Annotated in this window: 15 protein-coding genes; 6 read left to right on the top strand and 9 right to left on the bottom strand. The window is 67.0% G+C overall.

The genetic code is table 11. The features are described from left to right. The first annotated feature begins 21 nt into the window (after nucleotides 1–21). The 4 genes from QZM35_RS23400 to QZM35_RS23385 are packed head-to-tail and all read left to right on the top strand — an operon-like array spanning nucleotide 22 to nucleotide 4,388. Entirely contained in the window at nucleotides 22–321 is a 300-nt protein-coding gene (locus QZM35_RS23400; RefSeq protein ID WP_011354096.1) for a sarcosine oxidase subunit delta, read from the top strand. Further along, nucleotides 318–3,329, top strand: a complete 3,012-nt coding sequence (locus QZM35_RS23395) for a sarcosine oxidase subunit alpha family protein (protein ID WP_089433163.1) — start codon at nucleotides 318–320, stop codon at nucleotides 3,327–3,329. The genes QZM35_RS23400 and QZM35_RS23395 overlap by 4 nt, the downstream gene beginning before the upstream one ends. Continuing rightward, nucleotides 3,319–3,951, top strand: a complete 633-nt coding sequence (locus QZM35_RS23390; RefSeq protein ID WP_089426779.1) for a sarcosine oxidase subunit gamma — start codon at nucleotides 3,319–3,321, stop codon at nucleotides 3,949–3,951. Before QZM35_RS23395 ends, QZM35_RS23390 begins: the two co-directional genes overlap by 11 nt. After that, nucleotides 3,948–4,388: a dihydroneopterin aldolase gene (locus tag QZM35_RS23385; protein ID WP_011354099.1), complete on the top strand. Its 441-nt coding sequence runs from the start codon at nucleotides 3,948–3,950 to the stop codon at nucleotides 4,386–4,388. Before QZM35_RS23390 ends, QZM35_RS23385 begins: the two co-directional genes overlap by 4 nt. A gap of 130 nt (nucleotides 4,389–4,518) precedes the next feature. On the opposite strand, the gene QZM35_RS23380 is transcribed toward QZM35_RS23385, so the two are convergent. Beyond that, nucleotides 4,519–4,755, bottom strand: a complete 237-nt coding sequence (locus QZM35_RS23380; protein WP_206147544.1) for a hypothetical protein — start codon at nucleotides 4,753–4,755, stop codon at nucleotides 4,519–4,521. Nucleotides 4,756–4,823: 68 nt separating this feature from the next. Between QZM35_RS23380 and QZM35_RS23375 the strand changes: the two genes are divergently transcribed. Beyond that, on the top strand, nucleotides 4,824–5,588 hold the full coding sequence (locus QZM35_RS23375; RefSeq protein ID WP_301776892.1) for a hypothetical protein: 765 nt from the start codon (nucleotides 4,824–4,826) through the stop codon (nucleotides 5,586–5,588). 153 nt (nucleotides 5,589–5,741) lie between these two features. Here the strand turns inward: QZM35_RS23375 and QZM35_RS23370 are convergent, their stop codons facing one another. Beyond that, nucleotides 5,742–6,815, bottom strand: coding sequence for an alkene reductase (locus QZM35_RS23370; RefSeq protein ID WP_301776891.1), 1,074 nt, complete (start codon nucleotides 6,813–6,815; stop codon nucleotides 5,742–5,744). 172 nt (nucleotides 6,816–6,987) lie between these two features. Between QZM35_RS23370 and QZM35_RS23365 the strand changes: the two genes are divergently transcribed. Next, entirely contained in the window at nucleotides 6,988–7,863 is an 876-nt protein-coding gene (locus tag QZM35_RS23365; RefSeq protein ID WP_301776890.1) for a LysR family transcriptional regulator, read from the top strand. A gap of 22 nt (nucleotides 7,864–7,885) precedes the next feature. Here the strand turns inward: QZM35_RS23365 and QZM35_RS23360 are convergent, their stop codons facing one another. The 7 genes from QZM35_RS23360 to QZM35_RS23330 all read right to left on the bottom strand — a co-directional run bounded on the left by QZM35_RS23360 (nucleotide 7,886) and on the right by QZM35_RS23330 (nucleotide 13,374). Further along, a complete protein-coding gene (locus QZM35_RS23360; protein WP_174973849.1) occupies nucleotides 7,886–8,284 on the bottom strand; it encodes a lysozyme inhibitor LprI family protein in 399 nt (132 codons plus the stop codon). A gap of 22 nt (nucleotides 8,285–8,306) precedes the next feature. Continuing rightward, entirely contained in the window at nucleotides 8,307–8,990 is a 684-nt protein-coding gene (locus QZM35_RS23355; protein ID WP_089426785.1) for a lytic transglycosylase domain-containing protein, read from the bottom strand. 158 nt (nucleotides 8,991–9,148) lie between these two features. After that, nucleotides 9,149–9,544, bottom strand: a complete 396-nt coding sequence (gene arr / locus QZM35_RS23350) for an NAD(+)--rifampin ADP-ribosyltransferase (protein WP_089426786.1) — start codon at nucleotides 9,542–9,544, stop codon at nucleotides 9,149–9,151. 32 nt (nucleotides 9,545–9,576) lie between these two features. Next, entirely contained in the window at nucleotides 9,577–10,344 is a 768-nt protein-coding gene (locus QZM35_RS23345) for an ABC transporter permease (protein WP_301776889.1), read from the bottom strand. Next, nucleotides 10,341–11,279 (bottom strand): ABC transporter ATP-binding protein, encoded by a 939-nt coding sequence (locus QZM35_RS23340; protein WP_089426788.1) that lies wholly within the window; start codon nucleotides 11,277–11,279, stop codon nucleotides 10,341–10,343. Before QZM35_RS23340 ends, QZM35_RS23345 begins: the two co-directional genes overlap by 4 nt. Next, complete coding sequence (locus tag QZM35_RS23335) at nucleotides 11,276–12,454, bottom strand: ABC transporter permease (protein WP_174973842.1); 1,179 nt, start codon at nucleotides 12,452–12,454, stop codon at nucleotides 11,276–11,278. The genes QZM35_RS23340 and QZM35_RS23335 overlap by 4 nt, the downstream gene beginning before the upstream one ends. After that, nucleotides 12,451–13,374, bottom strand: coding sequence for an ABC transporter substrate-binding protein (locus QZM35_RS23330; RefSeq protein WP_089426790.1), 924 nt, complete (start codon nucleotides 13,372–13,374; stop codon nucleotides 12,451–12,453). The genes QZM35_RS23335 and QZM35_RS23330 overlap by 4 nt, the downstream gene beginning before the upstream one ends. Nucleotides 13,375–13,384 lie beyond the last annotated feature (10 nt).

The following is a 13,384-nucleotide window of genomic DNA, read 5'->3' as shown; positions in this document are numbered from 1 at the left end:
ACAGACACAGGAGAAAGAAACATGTTGCTGATCGAATGTCCGTGGTGCGGGCCGCGCGCCGAATCCGAGTTCTCGTGCGGCGGTGAAGCCGACATCGTGCGCCCCGTGAACAACGAGAACATGACCGACCGCGAATGGGGCGAGTACGTGTTCATGCGCGAGAACAAGCGCGGGTTGCACAAGGAGCAATGGCTGCACGCACAGGGCTGCCGCCGCTGGTTCAAGGCCACGCGCGACACGGTGACCTACGATATCAAGGGCTACGAAAAGTTCGGTGGCGAAGCTGCCGGAAACGCACACGAAGAGGGCACCAGCAAATGAGCCAGAAAGACCGCCTCGGCACCGGTGGCCGCATCAATCGCGCGATTCCGTTGACCTTCACGTTCAACGGCCGCACGTATCAGGGCTTCCAGGGCGACACGCTCGCGTCCGCGCTGCTCGCGAACGGCGTGCACTTCGTCGCGCGCAGCTTCAAGTACCACCGCCCGCGCGGGATCGTGACGGCCGACGTCGCGGAACCGAACGCCGTCGTGCAGCTCGAATCGGGCCCGTACACGGTGCCGAACGCACGCGCGACCGAGATCGAGCTGTACCAGGGGCTCGTCGCAACGAGCGTGAACGCGGAGCCGTCGCTCGAGAACGACAAGTACGCGATCAACCAGAAGCTGTCGCGCTTCCTGCCGGCCGGCTTCTATTACAAGACCTTCATGTGGCCGCGCAACATGTGGCCGAAGTACGAAGAGAAGATCCGTGAAGCCGCCGGCCTCGGCAAGGCGCCGGAAGCGCTCGACGCCGATCGCTACGACAAGTGCTACGCGCACTGCGACGTGCTCGTGGTCGGCGGTGGCCCGTCGGGTCTCGCGGCCGCGCATGCGGCGGCCACGGCCGGCGCGCGCGTGATCCTCGTCGACGACCAGCGCGAGCTCGGCGGCAGCCTGCTGTCGTGTCGCGCCGAGATCGACGCGAAGCCCGCGCTGCAGTGGGTCGAGAAGATCGAGGCCGAGCTGCGCAAGCTGCCCGACGTGACGATCCTGTCGCGCAGCACCGCGTTCGGCTACCAGGACCACAACCTCGTGACGGTCACGCAGCGTTTGACCGATCACCTGCCGGTGTCGATGCGCAAGGGCACGCGTGAGCTGCTGTGGAAGGTCCGCGCGAAGCGCGTGATCCTCGCGACCGGCGCGCACGAGCGTCCGATCGTGTTCGGCAACAACGACCTGCCGGGCGTGATGCTCGCAGGCGCCGTGTCCACCTACGTGCACCGCTTCGGCGTGCTGCCGGGCCGCAACGCGGTCGTGTTCACGAACAACGATCGCGCGTACCAGACCGCGCTCGACCTGAAGGCGTGCGGCGCGAAGGTGACGGTCGTCGATTCGCGCGCGTCGTCGAACGGTGCGCTGCCGGCCGCCGCGAAGCGGCAGGGCGTGACGGTGATGAGCGGCGCGGTCGTGACGGGTGCATCGGGCAAGTGGCGTGTATCGTCGGTCGACGTCGCGTCCTACTCGAACGGCCAGACCGGCGGCAAGCTGCAGACGCTGCCGTGTGACCTCGTCGCGATGTCGGGTGGCTTCAGCCCGGTGCTGCACCTGTTCGCGCAGTCGGGCGGCAAGGCCTGCTGGAACGACGAGAAGGCCTGCTTCCTGCCGGGCAAGCCCGTGCAGGCGGAAGCGAGCATCGGCGCAGCAGCCGGCGAATTCGGCCTGGCGCGCGCGCTGCGGCTCGCGGTCGATGCAGGCGTGGAAGCCGCGAAGGCAGCGGGTTTCACCGCTGCGCAGCGCGCGGTCGCGCCGCAGGTCGCGGAAACCGTCGAAGGCGCACTGCAGCCGCTGTGGCTGGTCGGCAGCCGCGAAGCCGCGGCACGCGGGCCGAAGCAGTTCGTCGACTTCCAGAACGACGTGTCGGCCGCGGACATCCTGCTGGCCGCCCGCGAAGGCTTCGAGTCGGTCGAGCACGTGAAGCGCTACACGGCGATGGGCTTCGGCACCGATCAGGGCAAGCTCGGCAACATCAACGGGATGGCGATCCTCGCGGGGGCGCTCGGCAAGACGATTCCGGAAACGGGCACGACGACGTTCCGCCCGAACTACACGCCGGTGTCGTTCGGCACGTTCGCGGGCCGCGAGCTCGGCGATTTCCTCGACCCGATCCGCAAGACCTGCGTGCACGAATGGCACGTCGAGCACGGTGCGCTGTTCGAGGACGTCGGCAACTGGAAGCGGCCGTGGTATTTCCCGAAGAACGGCGAGGATCTCCATGCGGCCGTGAAGCGCGAATGCCTCGCGGTGCGCAACAGCGTCGGCATCCTCGACGCGTCGACGCTCGGCAAGATCGACATCCAGGGTCCGGACGCGGTGAAGCTGCTGAACTGGATGTACACGAACCCGTGGAACAAGCTCGAAGTGGGCAAGTGCCGCTACGGGCTGATGCTCGACGAGAACGGGATGGTGTTCGACGACGGCGTGACGGTGCGCCTCGCCGACCAGCATTTCATGATGACGACCACGACGGGCGGCGCGGCGCGCGTGCTCACGTGGCTCGAGCGCTGGCTGCAGACCGAATGGCCCGACATGAAGGTGCGGCTGTCGTCGGTCACCGATCACTGGGCGACGTTCGCGGTGGTCGGCCCGAAGAGCCGCAAGGTCGTGCAGAAGGTGTGCCAGGACATCGACTTCGGCAACGAGGCGTTCCCGTTCATGAGCTACCGGAACGGCACCGTCGCGGGCGCGAAGGCGCGCGTGATGCGGATCAGCTTCTCGGGCGAGCTCGCCTATGAAGTGAACGTGCCGGCGAATGCGGGCCGCGCGGTGTGGGAAGCGCTGATGGCGGCCGGTGCCGAGTTCGACATCACGCCGTACGGCACCGAGACGATGCACGTGCTGCGCGCGGAGAAGGGCTACATCATCGTCGGCCAGGATACCGACGGCTCGATCACGCCGTACGACCTCGGGATGGGCGGCGTCGTCGCGAAGTCGAAGGACTTCCTCGGCAAGCGCTCGCTGTCGCGTTCGGATACCGCGAAGGAAGGCCGCAAGCAGTTCGTCGGCCTGCTGACCGAGGACGAGCAGTTCGTGCTGCCGGAAGGCGCGCAGATCATCGCGAAGGACACGCAGGTGTCGGCGGTCGATCCGACGCCGATGCTCGGCCACGTGACGTCGAGCTACTACAGCCCGATCCTGAAGCGCTCGATCGCGCTCGCGGTGGTGAAGGGCGGCCTGAACAAGATGGGCGAGAGCGTCGTGATTCCGCTGGCCAACGGCCGCCGCATCACCGCGACGATCTCGAGCCCGGTTTTCTACGATACCGAAGGGGTGCGCCAGCATGTGGAATGAAACCAGAAACCAGACGCAGGTGGCGGGCGCGGGCGGCGTGACGCTTGAATCGCCGTTCGTCGGCGCGGCCGACGTGCTGAAGCCGCACCAGGCGCGCGCCTCGAAGAAGTTCACGCTGCGCGAGCGGCCGTTCCTCGATCTCGTCAACGTGCGCGGCGAGTTGAGCGATCCGGCGTTCGTGAGCGCGTTCGAGCGCGTGGTCGGCTGCCGGCCGCCCGCGGCGCCGAACACGGTCGCGCGCGGCGCCGAGTACGACGTGCTGTGGCTCGGCCCCGACGAGTGGCTCGTGCGCTCGAACGGACCCGTGCCGGCCGGCGTGCTCGAAGCGAAGCTCGCGGAAGCCGTGCAGGGCACGTATTCGGCGGCCGTCGACGTCGGCAGCGGCTATACGGTCGTCGAGATCAGCGGCGAACGCGTGCGCGACGTGCTCGCGCGCGGCTGTCCGCTCGATCTCCATCCGCGTGCGTTCAAGCCGGGCCAGTGCGCGCAGTCGCATTACTTCAAGTCGTCGATCGTGCTGATCCCGACCGGTGACGATGCGTTCGAGATCGTCGTGCGCCGCAGCTTCGCCGACTACTTCGTGCGCATCATGCTCGACGCGGCCGCGCCGCTCGCATCATGAAGCCGTTCGACGAACCGTTCGTGGCGATCGACGCGCCGCGCCTGCGCGGGCGCGGCTGGAGCGTGTTCGTCGACGAACTGAAGGTGCCCGCGCGGATCGGCATTCATGCACACGAGCATGAAGCGCCGCAGCCGATCGTGATCGATGCACGGCTCGGCTATCGGTGCGAGCCGAGCGAGCAGGGCGAGTGGATCGATTACGACGGCTATTGCGCGCGCCTTGCCGCGTTCCTGTCGCACAAGCCGCATACGCGGTTGCTCGAGACGCTCGTCGCCGATATCGCGGTGCTGTCGTTCCGCGAATGGCCGGCGCTGGAGTCGCTGACGCTGTCGGTGTACAAGCCGAAGATCCGGCCCGGCACGAAGCGGGTCGGCGTGTCGCTCGACTGGACGCGCGGGGATTATTTGCGGTGGACGGGGGCGGCGGGGCAGTTTTGAGGCGTGATGACACGGCAAGCCGGTGCATCTGGCTTGCCGTGCGTTTCTCTTTGTTCGTGAAATATGAGAACAATGGGTGTGCGGTGAATGTAGTCGGCATTGTTCCTGAAATATCGGAACAATGAGACGTTCACTCGCCGTCACGTATAACGCGAGCGCTCTTGGGCGACCCGCTTCGGCCCCGCTCCAGCAGCTTGCGCTGGCCTTGCAGGCCAGTGTTCGCGGTGCCGTCCTCTACGAGCCATGCCAGCGGCAATGCCATCGCGGGTTCGGCCGTGCTTTGCGTGCGCGCGTCGATCGTCGCGGCAACCGTCAACGGCGATCTTTTCAAGATTGTGTTGTGCCGCCCCGGCACGACCTGTTCCAATCACCGTCAAACTTCCTCTGACCGCAGTGCGATGTTTCCCACGTACTATTCGCTATTGGGAAATATTCATGAAGTCCATCGGGATGGCGATAATGAAACGCGCTGTGATTTTCGTTGTTGCCGCTTTGGCGCCGCTCATCGCACATGCCGGGTGCAGTGATAACCTTCAGAACTGGTCGGCGCGACTCCATCCCGACCATACACTGGATGCTACGCACGCGGTTTGCAAGGTCTGGCCTGCGAACGCGGCGCTGACGATCGGGGCGTTACCGCTGATGCAGAAAGGCAGCGTCGACGGGCCGAACGTCGTCGACATCGAAGTAGTGGTTGCCGATACGGCCACGGGTGCGATTATCGCGCATCGGTTTCAGCGATCGGCGATTCGCTATGCCGAGGATCACTATTTTGAGGGCATCGACCTCGACACGGCGCGCTATCAGCTGACCTCCACTCAACGTGCCTTCGGCGTGCGCCTGAAGTCGTCTGGCGGCCCGCCCGCGGATATGTCGGGCATCGCTACGCTGAGTCTCTATTTGATCGATGGGCAGCATTTGCGCACGGTGTTGGACCGCCTGATCGTGAGCGATTGGACGGGCGACCGCGATGGTCCTTGTACCAGCATTTCAGAAACGTCACGCACACTCGCACTCGGCCCGCCAGACACGCAAGGCTATGCCGTTTTGCGGGTCAGCGAAAAGTACGTCGAGCGCGTGAACCGGCTCGAGGTCGATAAATGCTCGGGTCACACGTCACCCGCTCAACGCCGCAACATTACACTCGACTATCGCGATGGTACATACGGGATACCGGATGCCATGCGAAATGCCGATTGATCAGTTGCCTCCGCTTCACCATTCTCCTGCCCCGTTCAAAGTGATAGGTGGGGAGCAATGAAACGTTTGGTTTTTGACGGATATCGAGCGGACCACCTGCGATAGCTGCGAGACGTTTCAGGCGTATCGCAGCTATCGCTCCGTGCGACAGCATCAAGCCGCAGCCGCCCCATCCAGCGCCGGATAGTCGACATACCCGCGCGCATCGCCGCCGAAGAACGTCTCGCGCTGCGCGTCGTTCATCGGCGCGCCGGTCTTCACCCGCGTCACGAAATCCGGATTCGCCAGCACCATCTGCCCGTACGCTTCGAGATCGGCCAGCCCCGACGTCACGTCGGTGCCGATCGCGTCGCGCGTGCGGCCCGGACGGTTCAGGATCAGCGTGCCGCTCCAGCGCGCGCGCAGGTCGGCCAGCAGCGCTTCGTTGCCCTGATGCATCACGTGCAGGTAGGCGAGGCCGAGCCGGTCGAGTTCCGTCGCGAGGTGGCGATACAGGTCCGGCCCTTCCGCCCCTTCGTCGAGGCCGCCCAGCGTATTGCCGGGCGATACGCGGATGGCCGTGCGATCCGCGCCGATCTCGTCGGCGATCGCCGTGGCGACCTCGATCGCGAAGCGCGCGCGGTTCTCGATCGAGCCGCCGTACGCGTCGGAGCGCGTGTTGGCATTCGGCGCGAAGAACTGCTGGATCAGGTAGCCGTTCGCACCGTGAATCTCGACACCGTCCGCGCCCGCCTCGATCGCGCGGCGCGCGGCGATGCGGAAGTCGTTCACGGTCTCGCGCACTTCGTCGAGCGTCAGCGCGCGCGGTGCGGGGATGTCCAGCATCCCCTTCATCGTGAACATCTGCGCATTCGGCGCGATCGCCGACGGCGCGACGGCCTGCCGGTGATGCGGCGTATTGTCGGGATGCGACATGCGCCCGACGTGCATCAACTGGATGAACAACCGGCCTCCATGTGCATGCACGCGGTCGCTGATCGCCTTCCAGCCGGCGACGTGCGCGTCGGTATAGATGCCGGGCGTCGTCAGGTAGCCTTGCCCGTCGTCCGACGGCTGCGTGCCTTCGCTGACGATCAGACCGAGGCTCGATCGCTGCGCGTAATACTCGGCGGCCCATTCGCCGGGCGTGCCGTCGAAGGCGGCGCGGCTGCGGGTCATCGGCGCCATGACCAGGCGGTTTTCCAGCGTATATCGGCCCACGCGGACCGGGGTGAACAGTTGGCTCATGATGCGTCAGCTCCTCGAGATTCGGGATAGCGGCGCCGGGTCGGTGCCGCCTCGGGCGCCGGCCGCGCACGGATGTGCCGACCTCGCCTCCACACACCCATCATCCATTGCTTCCTTTTCGGGATAAACCGGGTAATCTGGATAACATTGATCCATTGATGGAGCAGTGGGCATGGAACTGCTGAACGACATGGCGCTGTTCGTCGAAGTCGTGAAGGCGAAGGGTTTTCGCAGTGCGGCCGAGACGCTGGGGATGCCGAACTCGACGCTGTCGCGGCGCATCAGCGCGCTGGAGAAGGCGATCGGGCTGCGGCTGCTGCATCGCACGACGCGCCGGATCGAGCTGACCGAGGCCGGCCAGCTCTACTTCGAGCGCTGCAAGCGCATCGTCGACGAGGCGCGGCTCGCGCACGAGCAGCTCGGCGGGTTGCTGGCGGAGCCGACCGGCGTATTGCGCGCGTCGTTTCCGGTCGATTTCGCGGTGACCTACCTGGCGCCGCTGATCGTCGAGTTCTCGACGCGTTACCCGAAGCTGACATTCGATTTCGAGCTGACGTCGCGGCGGGTCGATCTGGTGAGCGAACCGTTCGACGTGGCGATCCGCTTGGGCGAATCCGACGATTCTCAACTGATCGCGCGGCGGCTGGCCACGCTCGGGAACTACCTTTATGCGTCGCCCGGCTATCTCGCGCGCGAGGGCGAGCCGCGCACGCCGGACGACCTGGCACGGCACGCGTGCCTCAGCCTGGCGAGGGCCGGCACGTGGACGCTGCATGACGGCACGCACTCCGTCGCGGTGCCAGTGAGCAGTCGTTTCGCGGGAAACAGCGTCGGCATGCTGCGGCGGCTGGCCACGCTCGATGCGGGCATCATCGTGCTGTCCGAGGCGATCGTCGCGGACGACCTGGCCGCCGGCCGGCTGCGCCGCGTGATGCCCGCATGGGAGGGCGAGCCGATTGCGGTCTACGCGATGACGGAAACGCGGCTGCTGCCCGCGAAGACGCAGCATTTCATCGAGTTCTTGCGGGAGCGCTTCGCGCAGGCGTGACGGGCGGGTAGCCGTTCGTCGTTCAGTTCTGCGCCGGTGGCGGTGCATCCAGCTGCGCTTCCCATTTCTTCAGGATGCGCACGCGTGTCTGGCTGAAATCGACCCAGCAGTTCATCCGCGCGTCTTCCGGGATCATCTGCTGCGGATTGGCGGCTTTCACGTAGTCGCAGGTGTCGTCGGCGAAGCGGGTCCAGCTTGCCTGCGACTTCGCGAGCGCGCTGGCGGCATCGGGGTTGCGCTGCTTGAGCTTGTGCTCGAGCGACCGGTACGCGCGCTCGACGGCCTGATCGTTCTGACCGAGTACGCAGGTCCGCACGTCGTTCATCGTCAGCGCGTGTTTCTCGCAATCGACGGCGGCAAACGCGGTGGTGTGGCCGATCGCCAGCGCGGCGACGGCAAGGAAGCGGGTGGCGTGGCGCATGCGCGTCGATCGAAGGGGGAGACTAGTTGGCGCGGGCCGACGTCGGGCTCGTCCTTTCGCTGACCGGCACCATGCGGGCCTTCGCATCGTTTGCGGGATTCACGGGATTCGAGGCTTTCACGTCGTCGTCAGGTTCAAGCACGAAGCGGAACGAATCGACGCGCTGCATCACCTTCGCCGCATACGCGTTCGAACCGCCGCTGTAGCTCCTCAGTCCGGCCCGCACGTCGCCACCGGCCGCCCTCACGTAGCCCGACAGGATCGCGGAGCCGACTTCGACGTTCGCGTTCGGGTCGGTCAGGTCCTTCACGTTGCGCACCAGGCCGCGGTGCGCGGTCGGCACGACCTGCATCAGCCCGGTCGCGCCATGCTGGCCGCGCGCCTTTTCCTGGAAGCGCGATTCGATCGAAATAATGGCGTAAACGAGTGCGGGAGGCAGCGAATATTTCGTCGCAGTGACGCTCACGATATCGGCGAGCTTCGCGGCCCGTTCCTTCGCGACGCCGAACTTCTTCGTCAGGTAGGACGTGATGCGGCGGTTTGCTTCGTTCGGCTGATCGTTGGCGTCGGCGAGCGGCGCGGAGGCGACGGACGGCGCCGATGCGGCTGCTTCGGGCGCGGACGCAGGCAGTGCGGGCGCTTGCTGCGCCGACGCCTGTTGCGCGATGCCGAGCGAAAGCACGATCAGCCAGAGAAACCGTCGCATGGTGGAGTGCGGGGAATGGGAAGGCGCCTAGTATATCGGCCAATTGCCGCCGGTGGTCGAGTGCCGGTTCGAATGAAAGCGGCATGTAGGCTTGTGTCGCGGCGAGCCGATCGAGGAACCGATCGTTGCGCGGACACGCATCGGAGTCCGGACGAACGCTAGTTGATGATCTCGCCGATGCCGGTTTCGATGCGGATTCTGAGCTGCTGGATGAACGCCGGATCGTAGGGTTCCCAGCTTTCGAGTTCGCCGACGATCTTCAAAGGCGATGTGCTCCGGTACGATCGCGTCGGATTGCCCGGGAATTTCTTGTCCGTGACGTTCGGGTCGTTTTCGAATTCGCCGGTGGGTTCGACGATGTAGACCCGCGGTCGGCCGTCGCCTTTGGCCATTTCCGCAGCCAGGCCGGCGCCTTTGGGCAGGGCCGTGAAGTAGATGTGATTCATCACGACGTCGTCGCGATAATTCGATCGGAAGCCTGCCGTCAGCAAATCGCCGATCCGCAAATCCGCTTTCGTGCCATGAAAAAACGGGCCGGTGTCCGAAACGGTCATGGTTTCTCCTTCCAAAAGTCGCGCAACGGCTTCTACGCGCGCCGTGCGGCCGCCACCCGTGCAATCGCGCCGATCGCATCGCTGACGAGCACCGCGAGCAGCCCGACGATCACGCCGCCCTGCAGCACGAACGCGGTGTTCGACGTCTGCAGCCCCGCGATGATCACGTCGCCGAGCCCGCGCGCGGCGACCGTCGAGCCGATTGTCGCGGTGCCGAGATTGATCACGACCGCGAGCCGCACCCCATTGACGATCACCGGAAACGCGAGCGGCAGCTCGACCGACACGAGTTGCTGCCGGCCGCTCATCCCCATCCCGCGCGCGGCGTCGACGACGTCGCGCGGCACGTCCTCGAGCCCCGCGATCGTGCTTTCGAACACGGGCAGCAGCCCATACAGCACGAGCGCGATCAGCACGGGCTTCAGGCCGAAGCCGACGGCCGGCACCGCGAGCGCGAGCACCGCGACGGGCGGGAAGGTCTGGCCGATGTCGACGACGCTGCGCGCGACCGGCAGGAAATCCGCGCCCCACGGCCGAGTGACCGCGATGCCGGCCGCGACCGCGACGATCGTGCCGATCACGCTCGACAACGCGACCGTGCCGAGATGCGCCAGCGTGAGGTCGAGCAGGCTCGCGCGATCGTAGATGACCGGCGCGCCGTTGTCGGCGAACGGCGCGAACAAGCCTTGCAGCCAGGCGGGTCGCAACAGCAGCACGAGCAGCAGCGCGAGCGCGGCCGCGCGTGCGAGGTAGGCGGGAAGTGCCGACCGCCCGGGCCGCGTGCTGCCGTGCGTCGTCATGCGGGCTTCCTTGCGTGCGCACGGATCGCATCGAGCGTGATGCGGCGCGTGTTGCGGCCGTCGCCATCTTCCACCGGAAGCACATCGACACCGCGCCACAGCAGCTCCGACACCGCATCGCGCAGCGTGCGCGTCGCGGCGATCGGTTCGCCGTCGGCATGACCGGGTTCGGCCACCGCGTCGATCGGCGTCAGCGCGAGCAGGCGCAGCGGCCGGTCGACGCCGGCGACCAGCTGTTCGACGACGCCGGCTGCCGGCTTGCCGAGAATCTCGGCCGGCGCAGCGACCTGCAGCAGCCGGCCGCCGTCCATCACCGCGATCGTGTCGCCGAGCTTCAGCGCTTCCTCGATATCGTGCGTGACGATCACGACCGTGATGCCGAGACGGCGCTGCAAGGCAAACAGGTCGTCCTGCGCCTTGTTGCGGATGATCGGATCGAGCGCGCCGAACGGCTCGTCCATCAGCAGCATCGCGGGCTCCGCCGCGAGCGCGCGCGCCACGCCGACGCGCTGTTGCTGCCCGCCCGACAGTTCGTGCGGCAGCTTGTCCGCGAACTCGGCCGGCGCGAGATGAAACAGATCGAGCAATTCGTTCACGCGCGCGTCGATGCGATCGGCCGTCCAGCCGAGCAGGCGCGGCACGGTCGCGATGTTGCGCGCGACGCTCCAGTGCGGAAACAGCCCGTGCCCCTGGATCGCATAGCCGATGCCGCGACGAAGCTGCTCGGGCGCAACGGTGGCCGTATCGACACCGTCGATGCGGATCGTGCCGCTGGTGGGCGCGATCAGCCGGTTGATCATGCGCAGCAGCGTCGACTTGCCGCTGCCCGATGCGCCGACGAGCGCGGTGATCGTGCCGCGCTCGATCGTCAGCGAGACGTCGTCGACGGCGACGATATCGCCGAAGCGTTTGCCCGCACGTTCGATCTCGATCATCCTGCACGCCCCTTCGCGAGCGTGGTCGCGGCTTCGAATATGACGGCCGCCACCAGCGCGAGCGCGATCGTCGGGATCGCGCCGAGCAGCACGAGATCGGCGGCCGATTGCCCGATCCCCTGGAAGATGAAGGTGCCGAAGCCGCCGCCGCCGATCAGCGCGGCGACCGCGGTCAGCCCGATGTTCTGCACGAGCACGATGCGCACGCCGCTCAGGATCACCGGCAGCGCAAGCACGAGATCGACGCGCAGCAGCCGCTGCGCGCGCGTCATCCCCATCGCGCGCGCCGCTTCGGTCACGTGCGGCGGCACCTGGCCGAGCCCGACCACGACGCTCGACGCGATCGGCAGCAGCGAATACAGGAACAGCGCAAGCACGGCAGGAGCGACGCCGATGCCGCGGATGCCGAGCGCGGCCGCGAGCGGCACGTGCGCGGCGAGCAAGCCGAGCGGCGCCATCATCAGTCCGTACATCGCGATGCTGGGGATCGTCTGCACGATATTGAGCACGGGCATCGCGACGGTACGCACCGCCGCGATGCGCGCGCAGGCGATGCCGAGCGGCACGCCCGCGACGAGCGCGGCCGCCACCGAGCCGCCGGTGAGCGACACGTGCCGGATCGCCTCGATCCAGAAGTCGTCGCTGCGCACCGCGTATTCGCGCATCACGGAAAGGCCGTCCCACCAGCCGCTCGCGAGCGGCACCGAAATCGCTGCTATCGCGACGACGAGCGCGGCGAGGCGCCGCCACGGGCCGAATGCGAGCCGTGCGAGCGCATCCGCGACGAGCACGGCCCACGCGAACAGCAGCAGCCAGACGCCGGAGGAGGGCGATACGCGGGCGAGCGTGTCGTCAGGCGCGACGAGGTGCGTCGCGGCCGCGCCGACCGCGTACGCGAGCGTGGCGAGCCACGCGCAGCCGGCCGCGAGGCGCCACGCGGGGCGGCTGGCCGTCATCGCCCACAGCGCGCCGACGATCCACAGCGCGGCGAACCCGGCGCCCTGCAGGGCCGGCAGCGCGGCGAACACCGACAGGTCGGTGCCGGCCGCGATGCGGTTCGGCCGCAGCACCGCGAACGGCAGGCCGAGCACGGCGACGATCGTCAGGACCCCGATCAGGATGCCGACCTTGTCCGCCGTGATGCGCCGCGCGGACGCTGCCGCGCGATCGGTCATTTAACGAAGCCCTTCGCTTTCAGGTAGCTTTTCGCGACGCCGGCGGCCGGTTCGCCGTTGATCTGGATGCGCGCGTTCAGCGTCTGCAGCGTCTTCAGGTCGAGGCTCGCGAACACGGGCTTCAGGTAGTCGGCGATCTGCGGGTGCGCTTTCAGCACGGCTTCGCGGATCACCGGCGCAGGCGCGTAGACGGGCTGCACGTGCTTGTCGTCGTCGAGCACCGCGAGGCCGCTCGACGAGATGCCGCCGTCGGTGCCGTAGACCATCGCGGCATTCACGCCGTCGGTCTGGTTCGCTGCGGCCTTGATGGTCGCGGCCGTGTCGCCGCCGGAAAGCACGACGAGCTGGTCGGGCTTCAGCTTGAAGCCGTACGCCTTCTCGAACGACGGCAGCGCCGACGCGCTGTTCACGAATTCGGCCGACGCCGCGAGCTTCACCTTGCCGCCGCCGGCCACCCACTTGCCGAAATCGGAGAAGGTCTTCAGGTGCTGCGACTGCGCCACCGGTGCGAGCAGGGCGACGCCCCACGTGTTGTTCGCGGGCGCCGGGGTGAGCCAGACGAGATGGTTCGCCGCGTAGTCGAGTTGCTTCGCGGTGTCGTAGCCCTGGCTCGCGTTCTTCCACAGCGGATCGTCCGCCTTGTTGAAGAAGAACGCGGCGTTGCCGGTGTATTCGGGGTAGACGTCGATCTCGCCGCTCGTGAGCGCCTTGCGCACGATCGGCGTGGTGCCGAGCGCGATCTTTTCGGTGACGGGGATGCCGTGGGCCTTCAGCACCTGCGCGATGAGGTTGCCGAGCAGGTTGCCTTCGGTGTCGATCTTCGACGACACCACGACGGGCGTGTCGGCATGCGCGCCGGGCGCGACGATCGCGGCGGCGAGCGCGAGGCCCAGGATCCGGGCGGGCAGGGCGAGCTTCATACGGGCCAAT

The organism is Burkholderia sp. AU45274 (assembly GCF_030482505.1).
GTDB lineage: Bacteria > Pseudomonadota > Gammaproteobacteria > Burkholderiales > Burkholderiaceae > Burkholderia.
Note: the sequence above shows the minus strand (reverse complement) of the source record. Positions and strands in the feature narration are given on the sequence as shown.

Excerpts from the sequence above, each read along its gene's own strand:
- arr (WP_089426786.1), bottom strand. The coding sequence starts at position 9,544 with ATGACCGTTTCGGACACCGGCCCGTTTTTTCATGGCACGAAAGCGGAT.
- QZM35_RS23335 (WP_174973842.1), bottom strand. The coding sequence starts at position 12,454 with ATGACCGATCGCGCGGCAGCGTCCGCGCGGCGCATCACGGCGGACAAG.
- QZM35_RS23385 (WP_011354099.1), top strand. The coding sequence starts at position 3,948 with ATGAAGCCGTTCGACGAACCGTTCGTGGCGATCGACGCGCCGCGCCTG.
- QZM35_RS23345 (WP_301776889.1), bottom strand. The coding sequence starts at position 10,344 with ATGACGACGCACGGCAGCACGCGGCCCGGGCGGTCGGCACTTCCCGCC.
- QZM35_RS23395 (WP_089433163.1), top strand. The coding sequence starts at position 318 with ATGAGCCAGAAAGACCGCCTCGGCACCGGTGGCCGCATCAATCGCGCG.
- QZM35_RS23340 (WP_089426788.1), bottom strand. The coding sequence starts at position 11,279 with ATGATCGAGATCGAACGTGCGGGCAAACGCTTCGGCGATATCGTCGCC.
- QZM35_RS23370 (WP_301776891.1), bottom strand. The coding sequence starts at position 6,815 with ATGAGCCAACTGTTCACCCCGGTCCGCGTGGGCCGATATACGCTGGAA.
- QZM35_RS23375 (WP_301776892.1), top strand. The coding sequence starts at position 4,824 with ATGAAGTCCATCGGGATGGCGATAATGAAACGCGCTGTGATTTTCGTT.
- QZM35_RS23330 (WP_089426790.1), bottom strand. The coding sequence starts at position 13,374 with ATGAAGCTCGCCCTGCCCGCCCGGATCCTGGGCCTCGCGCTCGCCGCC.
- QZM35_RS23360 (WP_174973849.1), bottom strand. The coding sequence starts at position 8,284 with ATGCGCCACGCCACCCGCTTCCTTGCCGTCGCCGCGCTGGCGATCGGC.
- QZM35_RS23365 (WP_301776890.1), top strand. The coding sequence starts at position 6,988 with ATGGAACTGCTGAACGACATGGCGCTGTTCGTCGAAGTCGTGAAGGCG.
- QZM35_RS23400 (WP_011354096.1), top strand. The coding sequence starts at position 22 with ATGTTGCTGATCGAATGTCCGTGGTGCGGGCCGCGCGCCGAATCCGAG.
- QZM35_RS23390 (WP_089426779.1), top strand. The coding sequence starts at position 3,319 with ATGTGGAATGAAACCAGAAACCAGACGCAGGTGGCGGGCGCGGGCGGC.
- QZM35_RS23355 (WP_089426785.1), bottom strand. The coding sequence starts at position 8,990 with ATGCGACGGTTTCTCTGGCTGATCGTGCTTTCGCTCGGCATCGCGCAA.